General features: G+C 63.7%; 12 protein-coding genes. 7 read left to right on the top strand and 5 right to left on the bottom strand.

Features of this window, described 5'->3' with window-relative positions:
- The first annotated feature begins 16 nt into the window (after positions 1 to 16).
- Positions 17 to 772, top strand: coding sequence for a DUF502 domain-containing protein (locus tag AB6802_RS15120; RefSeq protein WP_371010915.1), 756 nt, complete (start codon positions 17 to 19; stop codon positions 770 to 772).
- On the opposite strand, the gene recG is transcribed toward AB6802_RS15120, so the two are convergent.
- A complete protein-coding gene (gene recG, locus AB6802_RS15115) occupies positions 724 to 2,832 on the bottom strand; it encodes an ATP-dependent DNA helicase RecG (RefSeq protein ID WP_371010914.1) in 2,109 nt (702 codons plus the stop codon). The two genes, AB6802_RS15120 and recG, sit on opposite strands and share 49 nt — an antisense overlap.
- 92 nt (positions 2,833 to 2,924) lie before the next feature.
- Between recG and AB6802_RS15110 the strand changes: the two genes are divergently transcribed.
- The 5 genes from AB6802_RS15110 (at position 2,925) to AB6802_RS15090 (ending at position 9,211) form a co-directional block, all read left to right on the top strand.
- Positions 2,925 to 3,212 carry a succinate dehydrogenase assembly factor 2 gene (locus tag AB6802_RS15110; RefSeq protein ID WP_371010913.1) on the top strand — a complete coding sequence of 96 codons (288 nt, stop codon included), beginning with the start codon at positions 2,925 to 2,927 and terminating at the stop codon, positions 3,210 to 3,212.
- 14 nt (positions 3,213 to 3,226) lie between these two features.
- Positions 3,227 to 6,784: a transcription-repair coupling factor gene (gene mfd / locus AB6802_RS15105; RefSeq protein ID WP_371010912.1), complete on the top strand. Its 3,558-nt coding sequence runs from the start codon at positions 3,227 to 3,229 to the stop codon at positions 6,782 to 6,784.
- A gap of 115 nt (positions 6,785 to 6,899) precedes the next feature.
- Positions 6,900 to 7,232, top strand: a complete 333-nt coding sequence (locus tag AB6802_RS15100) for an Mpo1-like protein (protein ID WP_371010911.1) — start codon at positions 6,900 to 6,902, stop codon at positions 7,230 to 7,232.
- Positions 7,233 to 7,234: 2 nt separating this feature from the next.
- Positions 7,235 to 7,666 carry a DUF3995 domain-containing protein gene (locus AB6802_RS15095; protein ID WP_371010910.1) on the top strand — a complete coding sequence of 144 codons (432 nt, stop codon included), beginning with the start codon at positions 7,235 to 7,237 and terminating at the stop codon, positions 7,664 to 7,666.
- 171 nt (positions 7,667 to 7,837) lie between these two features.
- Complete coding sequence (locus AB6802_RS15090) at positions 7,838 to 9,211, top strand: class II 3-deoxy-7-phosphoheptulonate synthase (protein ID WP_371010909.1); 1,374 nt, start codon at positions 7,838 to 7,840, stop codon at positions 9,209 to 9,211.
- A gap of 91 nt (positions 9,212 to 9,302) precedes the next feature.
- Here the strand turns inward: AB6802_RS15090 and AB6802_RS15085 are convergent, their stop codons facing one another.
- The gene (locus AB6802_RS15085; protein ID WP_371010908.1) at positions 9,303 to 10,856 is read right to left on the bottom strand and encodes a glycosyltransferase family 39 protein; all 1,554 of its coding nucleotides are present in this window, start codon (positions 10,854 to 10,856) and stop codon (positions 9,303 to 9,305) included.
- Positions 10,857 to 11,087: 231 nt separating this feature from the next.
- Between AB6802_RS15085 and AB6802_RS15080 the strand changes: the two genes are divergently transcribed.
- A complete protein-coding gene (locus tag AB6802_RS15080; protein WP_371010907.1) occupies positions 11,088 to 11,792 on the top strand; it encodes a hypothetical protein in 705 nt (234 codons plus the stop codon).
- Between the two features lie 57 nt (positions 11,793 to 11,849).
- Here the strand turns inward: AB6802_RS15080 and AB6802_RS15075 are convergent, their stop codons facing one another.
- The 3 genes from AB6802_RS15075 to AB6802_RS15065 form a co-directional block, all read right to left on the bottom strand.
- On the bottom strand, positions 11,850 to 12,617 hold the full coding sequence (locus tag AB6802_RS15075; RefSeq protein WP_371010906.1) for an RES family NAD+ phosphorylase: 768 nt from the start codon (positions 12,615 to 12,617) through the stop codon (positions 11,850 to 11,852).
- Positions 12,577 to 12,954, bottom strand: a complete 378-nt coding sequence (locus tag AB6802_RS15070) for an antitoxin Xre/MbcA/ParS toxin-binding domain-containing protein (RefSeq protein WP_371010905.1) — start codon at positions 12,952 to 12,954, stop codon at positions 12,577 to 12,579. The genes AB6802_RS15075 and AB6802_RS15070 overlap by 41 nt, the downstream gene beginning before the upstream one ends.
- Before the next feature lie 71 nt (positions 12,955 to 13,025).
- Complete coding sequence (locus AB6802_RS15065; protein ID WP_371010904.1) at positions 13,026 to 14,096, bottom strand: GGDEF domain-containing protein; 1,071 nt, start codon at positions 14,094 to 14,096, stop codon at positions 13,026 to 13,028.
- Between the last annotated feature and the right edge of the window lie 175 nt (positions 14,097 to 14,271).

Below are 14,271 nucleotides of genomic sequence, written 5' to 3'. Positions count from 1 at the left end.
TCCGCCGCGGTGAGCCATGTCCGACGCCCCGAAGACCTCCGGCATGACCCGGCTCAGGAATTATTTCCTGACCGGCTTCATCGTCTGCGCGCCGCTGGCGATCACCGTTTATATCGCCTGGTCGCTGATCGGCTGGGTCGATTCCTGGGTAAAACCCTATATCCCGGCACGCTACAACCCCGACACCTATCTGCCATTCCCGGTGCCTGGCTTCGGGTTGATCGTGGCGCTGGTGCTGATCACGCTGATTGGCTTCCTGACGGCCAACATCGTCGGCCGTGCCATCGTCAATTTCGGCGAGCGCCTGCTTGGCCGCATGCCGCTGGTGCGCGGCATTTACGGCTCGCTGAAGCAGATTTTCGAGACGGTGCTGTCCAACAAGGGCGACATGTTCCGCCAGGTCGGGCTGGTCGAATATCCGCGCAAAGGCGTCTGGTCGCTGGTCTTCGTCGCCAGCGAGAAGGAAACCGAGATCAACCAGAAGCTCGACCAGGACGGCGATCCGCTGATCGCGGTGTTCATGCCGTGCACGCCGAACCCGACCACCGGTTTCCTGATGTATGTGCCGAAATCCGAGATCGTGCCGCTCGACATGTCGATCGAGGACGGCGCCAAGCTGATCGTATCGGCTGGTCTGGTGGCGCCGGAGGTCAAGACCAAGCTGGTGACGCTGAATGGCGAGCCTATCGAAGGCGCGCTCGCCAATCCGGCGGTCGGCGCTGCTCAGCCGGCGCGCAGCAGCCGTACCGCTTCGTCGCGTCCGAACAGGTAAAGCAGGAGCCGCAGCGCCTCACCGCGCTCGGATTGCAATTCCGGATCGCGCGACAGGATCAGCCTTGCGTCGTCGCGCGCGGCTTCGAGCAGGTCGGCGTGAAATTCCAGGCGCGCCACCTGGAAGCCGGGCGTGCCGGACTGCCTTGTGCCGAGCAGCTCGCCTTCGCCGCGCAGTTTCAAATCCTCCTCGGCGATTTTGAAGCCGTCCTCGGTCTCGCGCATCACCGACAGCCGGCGCTTCGCCGTCTCGCCGAGCGGGTCCTTGTAGAGCAGCACGCAGGAAGAGGACTTGTCGCCGCGCCCGACGCGGCCGCGCAACTGGTGCAACTGGGCAAGGCCGAAGCGCTCGGCATGCTCGATGACCATGATGGTGGCGTCCGGCACGTCGACGCCGACCTCGATGACGGTGGTGGCGATCAGGATGCGCGTTTCGCCTTCCTTGAAGGCGCGCATCGCCTCGTCCTTCTCCGCGCCCTTCATGCGGCCGTGCACGAGGCCGATGCGGTCGCCGAACAGCGGCTTCAGCGAGGCGAAGCGGTCCTCGGCCGACATCAGCTTGATTTCTTCGGATTCCTCGACGAGCGGACAGATCCAGTAGATCTTCTGGCCATCGGCGACGGCATCGAGCATACGGCCGACCAGCTCGTCCAGCCGCTCCAGCGGCAGTGTGACGGTGCGGATCGGCCGGCGGCCGGCCGGCTTTTCGGTGAGCTTGGAGACATCCATGTCGCCGAAAGCGGTGAGCACCAGCGTGCGCGGGATGGGCGTCGCCGTCATCACCAGCATGTCGGGCGCATCGCCCTTGGCGGTGATGGCAAGGCGCTGGTGGACGCCGAAGCGATGCTGTTCGTCTACCACCGCGAAGACGAGGTCGTGAAACGCAACACTTTCCTGGAACAGCGCGTGGGTGCCGACGACGATGTCGATTGCGCCGCTGGCAAGGCCCGCAAGCGTGTCGGCCCGCTCGCGGCCTTTTTCGCGGCCGGTCAGGATCGCTATCCGAAGCCCGACCTTTTGCGCCAGCGGCGCGATCGTCGCCAGATGCTGGCGCGCCAGGATTTCGGTCGGCGCCATCAGCGCTGCCTGGCCGCCGGCCTCGACGGCGCGCGCCATGGCAAGCAGCGCCACCACGGTCTTGCCGGAGCCGACATCGCCCTGCAGCAGGCGCAGCATGCGTTCGGGGTCGGCAAGGTCGGCGTTGATCTCGGCCAGCGCGAACTCCTGGCTGGGCGTCAGCTTGTAGGGCAGGGCCGCGCGCAATTTCTCGACGATCTGGCCATGGCCGGTGAGCGGTCGGCCCGACAGGCGACGGATCTTTGCCCGCACCAAAGCGAGCGACACCTGGCCGGCCAGCAATTCGTCATAGGCAAGGCGGCGCCAGGCCGGGCCCTCGACGGCGACGTCGATCGGGTCGGTGGGATGGTGGACCCGGGCCAGCGCATCGCCGAAGGGGGCGAATGTATGCTGACGCATGAAGGCGTCGTCCTGCCATTCCGGCAGTTCCGGCAGACGGCCGAGCGCCTGGCCGATGGCGCGGCGCAGCACCTTGGTCGACAGGCCGGCGGTCAGCGGATAGACCGGCTCGACCAAGGGCAGGCTGTCGGCCTCGCTGGTCAAAGCGATATGGTCGGGATGGACCATGCTCGGGCGGCCGTTGAACCACTCCATGCGGCCGGAGACGATGACATGCTCGCCCACCGGCATCGCCTTTTCGAGATAGGCGGCATGGGCATGGAAGAAGGTCAGGCCGATCTCGCCGGTGTCGTCATGGGCGTAGACGCGATAGGGCACCGAGCGGTTGCCGCGCGGCGGCGGCTGATGGCGGTCGATGCGTACTTCGAGCGTGACGATTGCGCCTGCGGGCGCGAGCGCGATGCCGGGACGGTTGCGGCGGTCGATCACCGTGTTGGGCAGCACGAACAGAAGGTCGGCGGCGCGGGCGGCTCGGTCGCCCAGGTCGGCGGGCACGACCTTCTCGATCAGCGTGCCGACTTTCGGGCCGATGCCGGCAAGCGATGTGATGGGCACGAACAATGGATCGAGGATGGAGGGACGCATTGTGTCAGCTTATGTCGCGACGGCGGCAGCGCAAAGGCTGACACCGCTCTCTATCCACGCTATATCGCCGCTTCGAACAGGGATGCGGCGCCATGACCGGAACACAGCGATCAAGCGAGGGGCTCGATGCCCGACGCCGCAAGCTCTTGTTCCGCTCCTGGCATCGCGGCATGCGCGAGATGGATCTTATCCTTGGAACCTTCGCCGATGCAGAGATCGCCGCCTTGACCGGCGACGAAATCGACCAATATGAGATGCTTCTCGAAATCCCCGACACCGAATTTTTCCCGATGGTCACCGGCGAGCGCCCGGTTCCGCCCGATATCGATTGCGCGGTGCTGCAAAAGATCCTGGCGTCGCGCCGGACCATGACATTTTGAAAACAAGCATATCCATGAGCCTTATCCCTACAATCGGCCTGCCGAAAGGCCGCGCCGGCCAGTTCATCGTCGACGGCGTCGCCGACGGCTACGAAGCCTTCGCGCTGGTGCAAACGGCGCTGGAGATCGCACCCGACAAGCCGGTGCTGTTCGTGGCGCGCGACGGCCAGCGGCTGCCGGCCATCATCGAGGCCTTGGCCTTTGCCGCGCCTGGCCTGCCTGTGCTGGAACTGCCGGCCTGGGATTGCCTGCCTTACGACCGCGTTTCGCCCGGCGCCGATGCCGCGGCCCGTCGGCTCGATGCGCTTTCGGCCATGATCGCGCTGGCCCAGAAGCCGCATCGCGCCGTGGTTCTGACCACCGCCAATGCGCTTTTGCAGCGCATTCCGCCGGCCGAGTTGATCGAAGCGCAGACTTTTCATGCCAGGCCCGGCAACCAGATCGACATGAACGCGCTGATCGCGCGGCTTGAAATCTCCGGCTTCGAACGGGTGCCGACGGTGCGCGGTCTCGGTGAATTCGCGGTGCGCGGCGGCATCCTCGACCTGTTCGCGCCGGGATGGAGCGAGGCGCTGCGTCTCGATTTCTTCGGCGACACGCTGGAATCGATCCGCGTCTTCGATGCGGCGACCCAGCGCACCACGGGGCAGCGCAAATCGATGTCGCTGCAGGCGATGAGCGAGGTAGCGCTGACGCCGGAGACGATCAGCCGTTTCCGCCGCTCCTATATCGAAGCGTTCGGCGCGCCGTCGCGCGACGACGCGCTCTATGCCGCGGTCAGCGAAGGCCGGCGCTTTGCCGGCATGGAGCACTGGCTGCCGTTCTTCTATGAGCGGTTGGAGACCGTGTTCGATTATCTGCCGGACGCGCCTGTCGTTTTCGATCATCTGGCACATGAGGCGCTGGCCGAGCGGCACACGCTGATCGTCGATCACTACGAGGCGCGCCGCAAACAGGCCGACAGCGCGCTGAAGGACGCGGTGCCCTACAAGCCCGTGGCGCCGGACCTGCTCTATCTGTCGCCGGACAATCTCAAAGCCTCGCTCGGGCCACGCGAGGATATCGATTTCACGGTCTTCGATGCACCCGATGTCGGCGGCAAAAAAGTCTTCCATGCCGGCTCGCGGCAGGGCCGCAGTTTTGCCGAGGAGCGCGCCGACCCCAACATCAATGTCTTCGACGTCGTCGTAAGACACATTGCGGATGAACGCGCCGCGCGCCGCCGCGTTGTCGTCGCCGGCTGGACGGAAGGTTCGCTCGACCGTCTAGGCCAGATCCTGGCCGAGCACCATCTCGGCAATCTGAAGCAGGTGGCAACGCTCACCGACGTCGAAAAGCTGGAGCCGGGGCAGGCGGGTCTTGCCGTGCTGCCGCTGGAATCGGGCTTCGAGACCGACGACTTGGTCGTCGTCGCCGAGCAGGATATTCTCGGCGACAGGCTGATCCGGCGTTCCAAGCGCAAGAAGAAGGCTTCGGATTTCATCGCCGAGGCCTCGTCGCTGTCGGCCGGCGACATCGTCGTGCATGCCGATCATGGCATCGGCCGTTTCATCGGCCTGCGCACCATCGAGGCCGTCGGTGCGCCGCATGACTGCCTCGAAATCCACTATGCCGGCGACGACCGGCTGTTCCTGCCGGTGGAAAACATCGAGCTTCTGTCGCGCTACGGTTCGGATTCGGCCGAGGCGACGCTCGACAAGCTCGGCGGCGGCGCCTGGCAGTCGCGCAAGGCGCGGCTGAAGAAACGCCTGCTCGACATGGCCGGGCAACTGATCCGCATCGCCGCCGAGCGTCAGATGCGCTCCGCGCCCGCCATGATCCCCGCCGAGGGCCTGTATGGCGAGTTTTCCGCGCGTTTCCCTTACGAGGAAACCGACGACCAGCAGACGGCGATCGATTCCGTCATGGACGATCTCGGCGCCGGCAAGCCGATGGACCGGCTGGTCTGCGGCGATGTCGGCTTCGGCAAGACGGAAGTGGCGCTGCGCGCGGCCTTCATCGCGGCCATGGAAGGGTTCCAGGTCGCGGTCGTCGTGCCGACGACCTTGCTGTCGCGCCAGCATTTCAAGACCTTCTCGCAGCGCTTCTCCGGCCTGCCGATCCGCGTTGCCCAAGCCTCGCGGCTGGTCGGCGCCAAGGAACTGGCGGAAACCAAGAAAGGCATCGCCGAGGGCCAGGTCGACATCGTCATCGGCACCCATGCGCTGCTCGGCTCGGCGATTTCGTTCAAGAATCTCGGCCTCTTGATCATCGACGAGGAGCAGCATTTCGGCGTCAAGCATAAGGAGCGGCTGAAGGACCTCAAGACCGACGTCCATGTGCTGACGCTGTCGGCAACGCCGATCCCGCGCACCTTGCAGCTGGCGCTGACCGGTGTGCGCGAGCTATCGCTAATCGCCACGCCGCCGGTCGACCGCATGGCGGTGCGCACCTTCATCTCGCCTTTCGATCCGCTGGTCATCCGCGAAACGCTGCTCAGAGAGCGCTATCGCGGCGGCCATTCCTTCTATGTCGTGCCGCGCATCAGCGATCTCGCTGAAATCCATGATTTCCTGAAGGAATCGGTGCCGGAACTGAAAGTCGCGGTGGCCCATGGCCAGATGCCTCCGGGCGAGCTCGACGATATCATGAACGCCTTCTATGACGGCCAGTACGACGTGCTGTTGTCGACCACCATTGTCGAATCCGGGCTCGACATCCCGACCGCCAACACGCTGATCATCCACCGCGCCGACATGTTCGGCCTGTCGCAGCTCTATCAGCTGCGCGGCCGTGTCGGCCGCTCCAAGGTGCGCGCCTATGCGCTGTTCACGCTGCCGGCCAAGCGCAAGCTGACCGACACCGCCGAGCGCCGGCTGAAGGTTCTGCAGTCGCTGGACACGCTGGGCGCCGGCTTCCAGCTGGCCAGCCACGACCTCGACATCAGGGGCGCCGGCAATCTGCTTGGTGAAGAGCAGTCCGGCCATATCAAGGAGGTCGGCTTCGAGCTGTACCAGCAGATGCTGGAGGAGGCCGTGGCCGAAGTGAAGGATTCCGGCGAGGTCCAGGATGGCGGCTGGTCGCCACAGATCGCCGTCGGCACGGCGGTGATGATCCCGGAAAGCTATGTGCCGGACTTGCAACTCAGGCTGGCGCTTTACCGCCGACTCGGCGACCTCGAAAACACCGATGAGATCGACGCTTTCGGCGCCGAGCTCATCGACCGCTTCGGGCCGCTGCCGGAAGAGGTGACGCACCTGCTCAAGATCGTCTTCATCAAGGCGCTCTGCCGCAAGGCCAATGTCGAGAAGCTCGACGCCGGCCCCAAGGGTGTCGTCATCCATTTCCGCAAGCGCGAATTCCCCAATCCGGTCGGGCTGGTCAAATACATCGGCGAGCAGGGCTCGCTGGCCAAGATCCGGGCAGACCACAGCGTCGTCTTCATGCGCGACTGGCCGAATGCGGAGAAGCGGCTCGCCGGCTCGGCCGTCGTGATGACGCAACTGGCGCGGCTGGTCGACAAAGGCGGCTTAAGCACTTGGGCTAAGCTGTATGCTGGTGGCAGCGGCAGCCTGTCTATTACAAGGAAATAGTAACCTACCCGAAAAGATCGGCGGTATTTGCCGGACCTGCGACGATTGGGACTATTGCAATATTTTTATCGAAAGGTGCAATTGGTTTCGTTGATCATCGCTGCAGGGGCTGACTATGAACCCGCGAACCTTCGATGAATACTGGCTCGGCTACCTCGCCGGCCACTCTAAATCTTCAACGCGGCTTGTCCATTATCTCGGTCTTTTCTTTGCGCCGATCGCCGGGGTCGCGGCATCATTTCTTGTTGTCTGGTGGGCTTTCCTGGTCATCATTCCGTTCTTCTACCTTGCGGCCCTGTTCACGCATCCTCTGCTTGAACATAACAGCAACAAGCCTTTCGCGGAACGGCCGCTGTGGAGCGCCATTGCACTGCTTCGCATGCTCGCGCTCGACCTGACGGGAGGTCTCGGCGGCCAGCTCAGGCGTCTGGACGAGGTCGGCCGATAGGCATGCAAGCGGCTGTCGTCGCAGTCTGCTCGGCAATCCTGGTGGCTGGGGCCGGGTTCCACCTTTATTGGGGATTTGGCGGCCGAGCCGGTGCAGGCATTTCGCTGCCCCAGCGCGAGGATGGCAGCCCTGCGATGAAGGAAACGGCCATCGGCGCATTGGCTATAGGCGTTATCTTGGCGCTGGTTTTACTGCTCGTTCTCAGCTTTGCCGGCCTGATCGATGTGCCAGTACCGCGCTGGCTGTTGAAGACAGCCATAATCGTTTGGGCGATCATATTCACCCTGCGTGCGTTGAGCTGGTCGCGCTATTTCGGGCTGTTCAAGCGCGTGAGGAACACGCGTTTCGCCAGATATGACAGTTTGCTCTACAGCCCTGCCTGCCTGGTGCTGGGACTGGGGCTGTTTTGTCTGGCGATGGCGGACGCGGTCTAGCCACCCGGCGGGACCATTCGCCACCGCTGAAAAACCCGGCTAGAATAGGTAATCGGCTTCGTGTAAGGAGCCGCAACCCCCATATGGGGCGGGTTTGGCGGACGATGGCGTCTGCCTGTTGGTTTTGACGCAATTCCCTGGAATTGCTCCGAAAGGGCGTTGGGTGCAGCGATGACGAAATGGTCGCCGAATTCGTGGAGAGCAATGCCGATCAAGCAGGTTCCGGCCTATCCGGACCTTGCGGCGCTGAAGGCGACGGAGGCCCAGCTTGCTACCTTTCCGCCACTGGTTTTTGCCGGTGAGGCGCGCAAGCTGAAGAAGCAGCTGGCGGCGGTCGCGGCCGGCGAGGCTTTCCTGCTGCAGGGCGGCGACTGTGCCGAAAGCTTTGCCGAGCATGGCGCCGACAACATCCGCGACTTCTTCCGCGTCTTCCTGCAGATGTCGGTGGTGCTGACCTTCGCCGGCGCGCAGCCGGTGGTCAAGGTCGGCCGTGTCGCCGGCCAGTTCGCCAAGCCGCGTTCGTCCGACAACGAGACCAAGAGCGGCGTGACGCTGCCGAGCTATCGCGGCGACATCATCAACGGCATCGAATTCGACGCCAAGTCGCGCATTCCGGATCCTGCCCGCCAGGAGATGGCCTATCGCCAGTCGGCCGCGACGCTGAACCTTTTGCGCGCCTTCGCGCAGGGCGGCTATGCCAGCCTTGAGAACGTGCATCGCTGGATGCTCGGCTTCGTCGCCGACAGCCCACAGGGCGAGAAGTACGAATCCCTGGCCAACCGCATCACCGAGACGATGGACTTCATGAAGGCCGTCGGCATCACCTCGGAGACCAACTACGCACTGCGCGAGACCGATTTCTACACCAGCCACGAGGCGCTGCTGCTCGGCTATGAGCAGGCGCTGACCCGCGTCGATTCCACATCCGGCGACTGGTACGCGACCTCTGGCCATATGATCTGGATCGGCGACCGCACCCGCCAGCCCGACCATGCGCATGTCGAATATTGCCGTGGCATCAAGAACCCGCTCGGCTTGAAATGCGGACCGTCGCTGACGCCGGACGGGTTGCTCGAGCTGATCGACCTGCTCAATCCCGAGAACGAGCCCGGACGGCTGACCCTGATTGCGCGTTTCGGCTCCGACAAGGTTGCCGAGCACCTGCCGAAGCTGGTGCGGGCGGTGAAGAAGGAAGGCCGCAACGTCGTGTGGTCGTCCGATCCGATGCATGGCAACACGATCGAGGCCGCTGGCTACAAGACGCGTCCGTTCGACCGCATCCTGAAGGAAGTGCAGACCTTCTTCGAGGTGCATCGTGCCGAAGGCACGCATCCGGGCGGCATCCATGTCGAGATGACCGGCAAGAACGTCACCGAGTGCACCGGCGGTGCCCGCGCCATCACGGCCGAGGATTTGCAGGACCGCTACCACACCCATTGCGACCCGCGCCTCAACGCCGATCAGGCGATCGAGCTCGCCTTTCTGGTCTCGGATCTGCTCAAGAAGAGCCATCCGATCCAGCACAGGCAGGCCGCCAACGCCTGAGCAGGCGAGCCCTTACCAATATGAGAAAGGCGCTGGATCGAAATCCGGCGCCTTTTCATTTTTGAGGTGTTCGTCGAGGTAGGTTCGCCGGTTAATCCGCATCGGGCGGCTGTGGCGGATCGCCCGGCAGATCGCTCCTTCCGGGCGGGAAGACGGCAAAATTAACGGCGATCGGCGGCTCCCGCAGCGACCAGTTGAAATACGCGGTCTTGACCGGCAGACCGGCAATCCAGGGCCGCAGCCGCGCTGGGGGCGCGTCGCCCAGCCATACCAGCAGCATGCCCTGTTCATGCAGGCGTTGGTCCGTGATCCAGGGCGCGAGCCGTCTGTCGAGCGTCGTGAAGATCGAGGGCTCGTCCGGAGCGTCGAGGCCGGCCAGCATCGCCACGCCGTCTTCGCCACCGACAATGCCCAACCGACCATGCATGGTCTGGTGCCAGATCGTCTCGGCTGTCTCCGATATGGACGGCGCGTCCCAGCAGAAGGGTTGCAGGCGGCCAATGACGTTGCAGCCTGTCCAACGGGTCCCCGCATAGGCGCTGGACACGCCGACGATGCAGACCAGCGCAAGCACCGCTAGCCGGCGCAGCTCGGTCGTGCCGAGCCGCTCGCCGAGCAGGGCGACAGCCACGGCGCCGACGAGGTTGTACATGGTCGCGCCCCAGGACTCGCCGGTGCCGGTGAACAGCGAAGCAACCATCACCAGCAGCGCCGGCCCAAGGCCCATCCACACCAGGTAGATGACGGCCCGGCGCTCGACGGCCGGGTATAACAAGCGAGCCAGCCCGGATTGTTTCAGCTGCCGCAGCAGGCCGGAGAGGCCAAGGACGACGAGGAAGGCCGACAGTCCGGCAAGCTGGACGCCGATATAATAGAGGCGGGCACGGTGAGCGAGCACCCACGCATCGCGATGCTCGGCATAAGTCAGCGGCAGGAAATCGAAGCGATAAAGCGCAATCGCCAGCGGTGCCGCGATGGCCAGGAACAGGGCAAGACCCAGCCATGGCCACGGCGTGGCCAGACGGTTTCGGGCGCGTGCGTCATAGAGAATCCAGGCCGCGCCGAACAGCAGCAGCAGGCCGGTGGAGAATTTGGCATAGAGCCCGATGCCGGCGACGAGGCCGAGCGCCAGCCACCAGCCAGGGCGCCCGTCGCGCGCGGCGCGCCAAAGCAACCAGCAGATGCCGGCCCAGAAAGGCATCTGCGCATAGTCATGATTGAATTGCGGCGTCGGCCAGCCGAAGAAATAGATCGACGGCATCAGGAGCACGGCGGCGAGCGCGCGGGTCGGGCCCATGATGTCGCGGGCCAGACAATAGACCAGGACGAAGGTCGTCGAGATCATCAGTTGCGAGATGAGATATTGCGGCCAGCGGGTCGAGCCGGTCAGCAGATGACCGATCTCGAGCAGCCAGCAGGGGAGTTGCGGGTGCTTGTAGGTCAACAAGACCCATTCGCGGCCCCACATGAAGCCCTCGACGACATCGCGTGGCGGCCCGACATTGACGATCGCCGGCATGATCGTCCAGCACAGGGTCTGGGCCAGGCACAAGAGCGCCAGCAATTGCCACGGGTGTTGGACCAGGCCGGTCCATATCGAAGACCGGGTGCCTTCCGCCGCGGCGGCCGCTGGCCAAAGATGCAAGGATTCGCTCGACATGCGAGCCTAAAATCACACCGGCGGATGTCTGAATAGCGCAATAGCGAAAGCTTACGAAAATGTATTCTTTCGCAACATTGTAAAACCAAGATCTCGATGGAATTCAACACTATGTCTGCTCCGGCGCCCGGAGCCGGGCCGTGTTCGGCTGCCTGTTATCTTGGGGCCGGCAGGTTGTTTCCGAGGCGCGCCGTTCATCACCATCGAGGTGCCTTCATGCATCACCAGCATGCCGTCATTCATCATCGCGGGCTCGACTTCTGGTCGGCGCGCGCCGCGGTTCTCGTCATCATCTGCCTGCAGCTTCTGGTCATCAACAATCTGTCCTTCGGCCCACGCTGGCTGGCCCCGACGATCGAGGCGGCATTGCTGGTGCCCCTGTCAATCGCCACGGCCTGGACGCAGATGGCGACGCAGAAGGCCGTCGATCACGAGCATTGGTACACGATCGGCCAATTCCGCCTCTATATCCGCCGCGCCGCCCTGGTGATGACCGGCGTCATCAGCGTCATGAATTGCGGCGCGCTGGTCTTCCTGGTGCGGGCGCTGCTCGAAGGCCATGCCGGTGCCGGCACGACGCTGCTCATCGATGCGCTCAACATCTGGGTCACCAACGTGATTGTCTTTGCGCTGTGGTTCTGGAGCACGGATCGCGGCGGCCCGCCGACCTGCGGCCTGGTCAAGCGCGCGCAGGCGGATTTCCTGTTCCCGCAGATGACATTGCCCGACCGCGAGACCGGTGGCTGGCTCCCCGGCTTCGTCGACTATGTCTTCCTGGCCTTCACCAATGCGACGGCGTTCTCGCCGACCGACACCTTGCCGCTGACGCAGCGCGCCAAGCTTTTGATGATGGCCGAAGCGATGATTTCGCTCTTGACGATCGCGCTGGTGGCCGCGCGAGCCGTCAATATATTGGCCTAGACTGCGCAAATATTCAGGTGAGGCGGCCTGACCTGAATATCGGCACAGCTTTCGAATTCAGTGGCCGCGCTCCCAGCGCATGTCGGTGAGCCTTGGATCAGTGAAGGCGGCGCGAGGGAATTCGAGCCGCTTGTCCGGGAATTCGCAGATCGCCTGGATGCCGAACGAGCCGATGCGGATACGCCATGTCTGCGGTTCGATCGGCTTTGCCTTGGCGAAGCCCCGGCACGTCAAAAGCGCGATGTTGGCGCCCTTGGGGTCGCGCGCCGAGCGGTAGCGGATCGCCTGCATCCCGGCTTCCCGCGCCACGTCGGCGATCGTCTGGCAGGCGGCATAGTCGGTCGGACGCGTCCAGGCCTGTTCATCGCGGTCGAGCGGCGGGCGCGTCAGGTCGATGGCCGTCTCGCATTTGATGGCCGCGGCGAAGGCGGTGTATTCGGCGGCATCGTTCGGCCATTGTGTCTGTGGCGATTCGGCGAAGAACAGCAGGCGGTAGAAGGCCATTTCCGCCACCGCTGTCAGCACGGTCTCGGCGGCGTAATAAACACCTTTGGTCTTGCCGGCGCGACGGAAACGCGAGCCGTACGGATAGACCGAACCATAGCGGAACGGCGTCGCCAGCAGATAGTGCAGGTGGCGGCACTCCATCGGGATCTGCGGCTTGGTGTCCTCGACGAGGTCCTCCAGCAGCGCCTGCTCGTCGAGCGTGTCGACAAGCTTCAGCGTCGAGACGCGATGCTGCGCCTCGACCATGCGCCAGTACTTGCCTTCGAGCCTTACGGCCTCAGACGAGAGCGCGTCGGGAGTCCAGATAGGCAATGACATCGACAAGTCCGGCAATGGTCAGGATCTTTTCGAGCGGGGAGCCGTCGAACACCGTATTGGGGTTCTTCAGCCATGCCCGGGCGACGCTCTCGTCGCCGCCGACAATGGCGTCGAGCGAACGGAACAGGCGCACGAACAGCACCGCAAGCTCGAACGGCTTGGTGCCGCGTTCAAGCTGGAACTCCTGCTTGCGCATGCGCGAGACCGTTGCTTCCGAAACGCCGATGACCAAAGCGAGCGTCCTGGCGGTGATGTCGAGCAGGTCGGCCGCGCGCAGCGTGGCCTTGGTGATGACGGCATTTTCGGCCGCCGCCGCAGCCGCGACTGGACGTTGCATAAGCGCACCCTTTCATTTCTGTGGAAAATATAGGCCACAAAAATTCATTTGGAAAGGGGCCAGGCCGGATTTCAGTCTTTCTTGTAGAGCAGCCAGCCCTTGCCGGGGCGACTGGCCATCGCCGAGTGCCTGGTCACCCGGTTGCGGCCGCCGACCTTGGAGCGATACAGCGCCCGGTCGGCCTTGCTGTAGAGATCCTCGGCATTTTCAGCTTCCGAGGCCATGCAGATGCCCATGGAGATGGTCACGGTGCCATAGTTCATACCGGTCTGGCTGCTGGTGAACGGGGTCTGTTCGATCAGCGCCCGGATGCGCTCGGCAATCTCGTATGTGGCGTCCCCGCTGGCGCCTTCGATGATCAGCGCGAATTCCTCGCCGCCGGTGCGCGCGACGAACATGTCGGGGCGCACGCTGGACTGGAAGATCTCGGCGATGATCTGCAAGATCTTGTCGCCGACCGGATGGCCGTAGCGATCGTTGATGTCCTTGAAGTGGTCGATATCGGCGAGGATCAAGGCGTTGAACAGGATGCCGCGGTTGCTGTTGTAGATGCGGGTGATTTCCTTGTCGAAGGCGCGGCGGTTCCACAGCTGGGTCAGCGGATCGGTATCGGCAAGCCGTTTGTATTCCTCGAGCTTCGACTTGACGCTTTCGAGCTCGGCCGTCTTCTCGCTGAGCGTGGTGGCGACCTGGCGGTTATGATCCAGCGTCGAATGGGTCGCGGCCGACATGGCGGTGGTGATCTTGTGCAGCAATTCCTGCGAAAGCAGGCTGCGATTGCTCAAACCGCTGGATGTTTCGTCGAGAATGCGGCCATACTTTTCGACATGCGTGCGCTCACTGCGCAGCAGTGCCGCGACATCCTCCAACTCCCTGGCGATTGCGTCACGGGCATGCTCGACGATAGCCGGGCCATGGTGCTGCGGAAAGAAGGTGCGGCCGATGCGGTCGAGGTCGTCCTGTGTCGGCCGGTTGCTCAGCGACACGACGGCGAGGCTGAGTTCCCGGTTGCTGCCGGTCAGCGCTTCGTAAAAGATTTCGTAGTTGCGCGGCAGGCCGAGCACGCCGAGCTGGCGCATCGTGGCCACGACCGAACTGACGATATCGGTGTTTCTGTCGGTGGGGATGGGGGCCGGCTGCATGTTCAGTCTACAATCCCTTCACGCCGACCCTGCGATCGCCGGATGTCGCTCATGCGGGGATTGCCCTGAATCGCACTATGCAAAGGCGGCTCCCCAATCACCACCTTCGCTTGTACGAAACATAAATGCAGCAGCGCTAAAGTTCTGTTAACGGCCTGCATTTCCTCACTGTTTC

The sequence above is a fragment of the Mesorhizobium sp. RCC_202 genome, assembly GCF_041355295.1.
Lineage (GTDB): Bacteria > Pseudomonadota > Alphaproteobacteria > Rhizobiales > Rhizobiaceae > Mesorhizobium.
The sequence above is the reverse complement of the archived record's forward strand: the minus strand, read 5'-3'. Positions and strand labels throughout refer to the sequence as shown.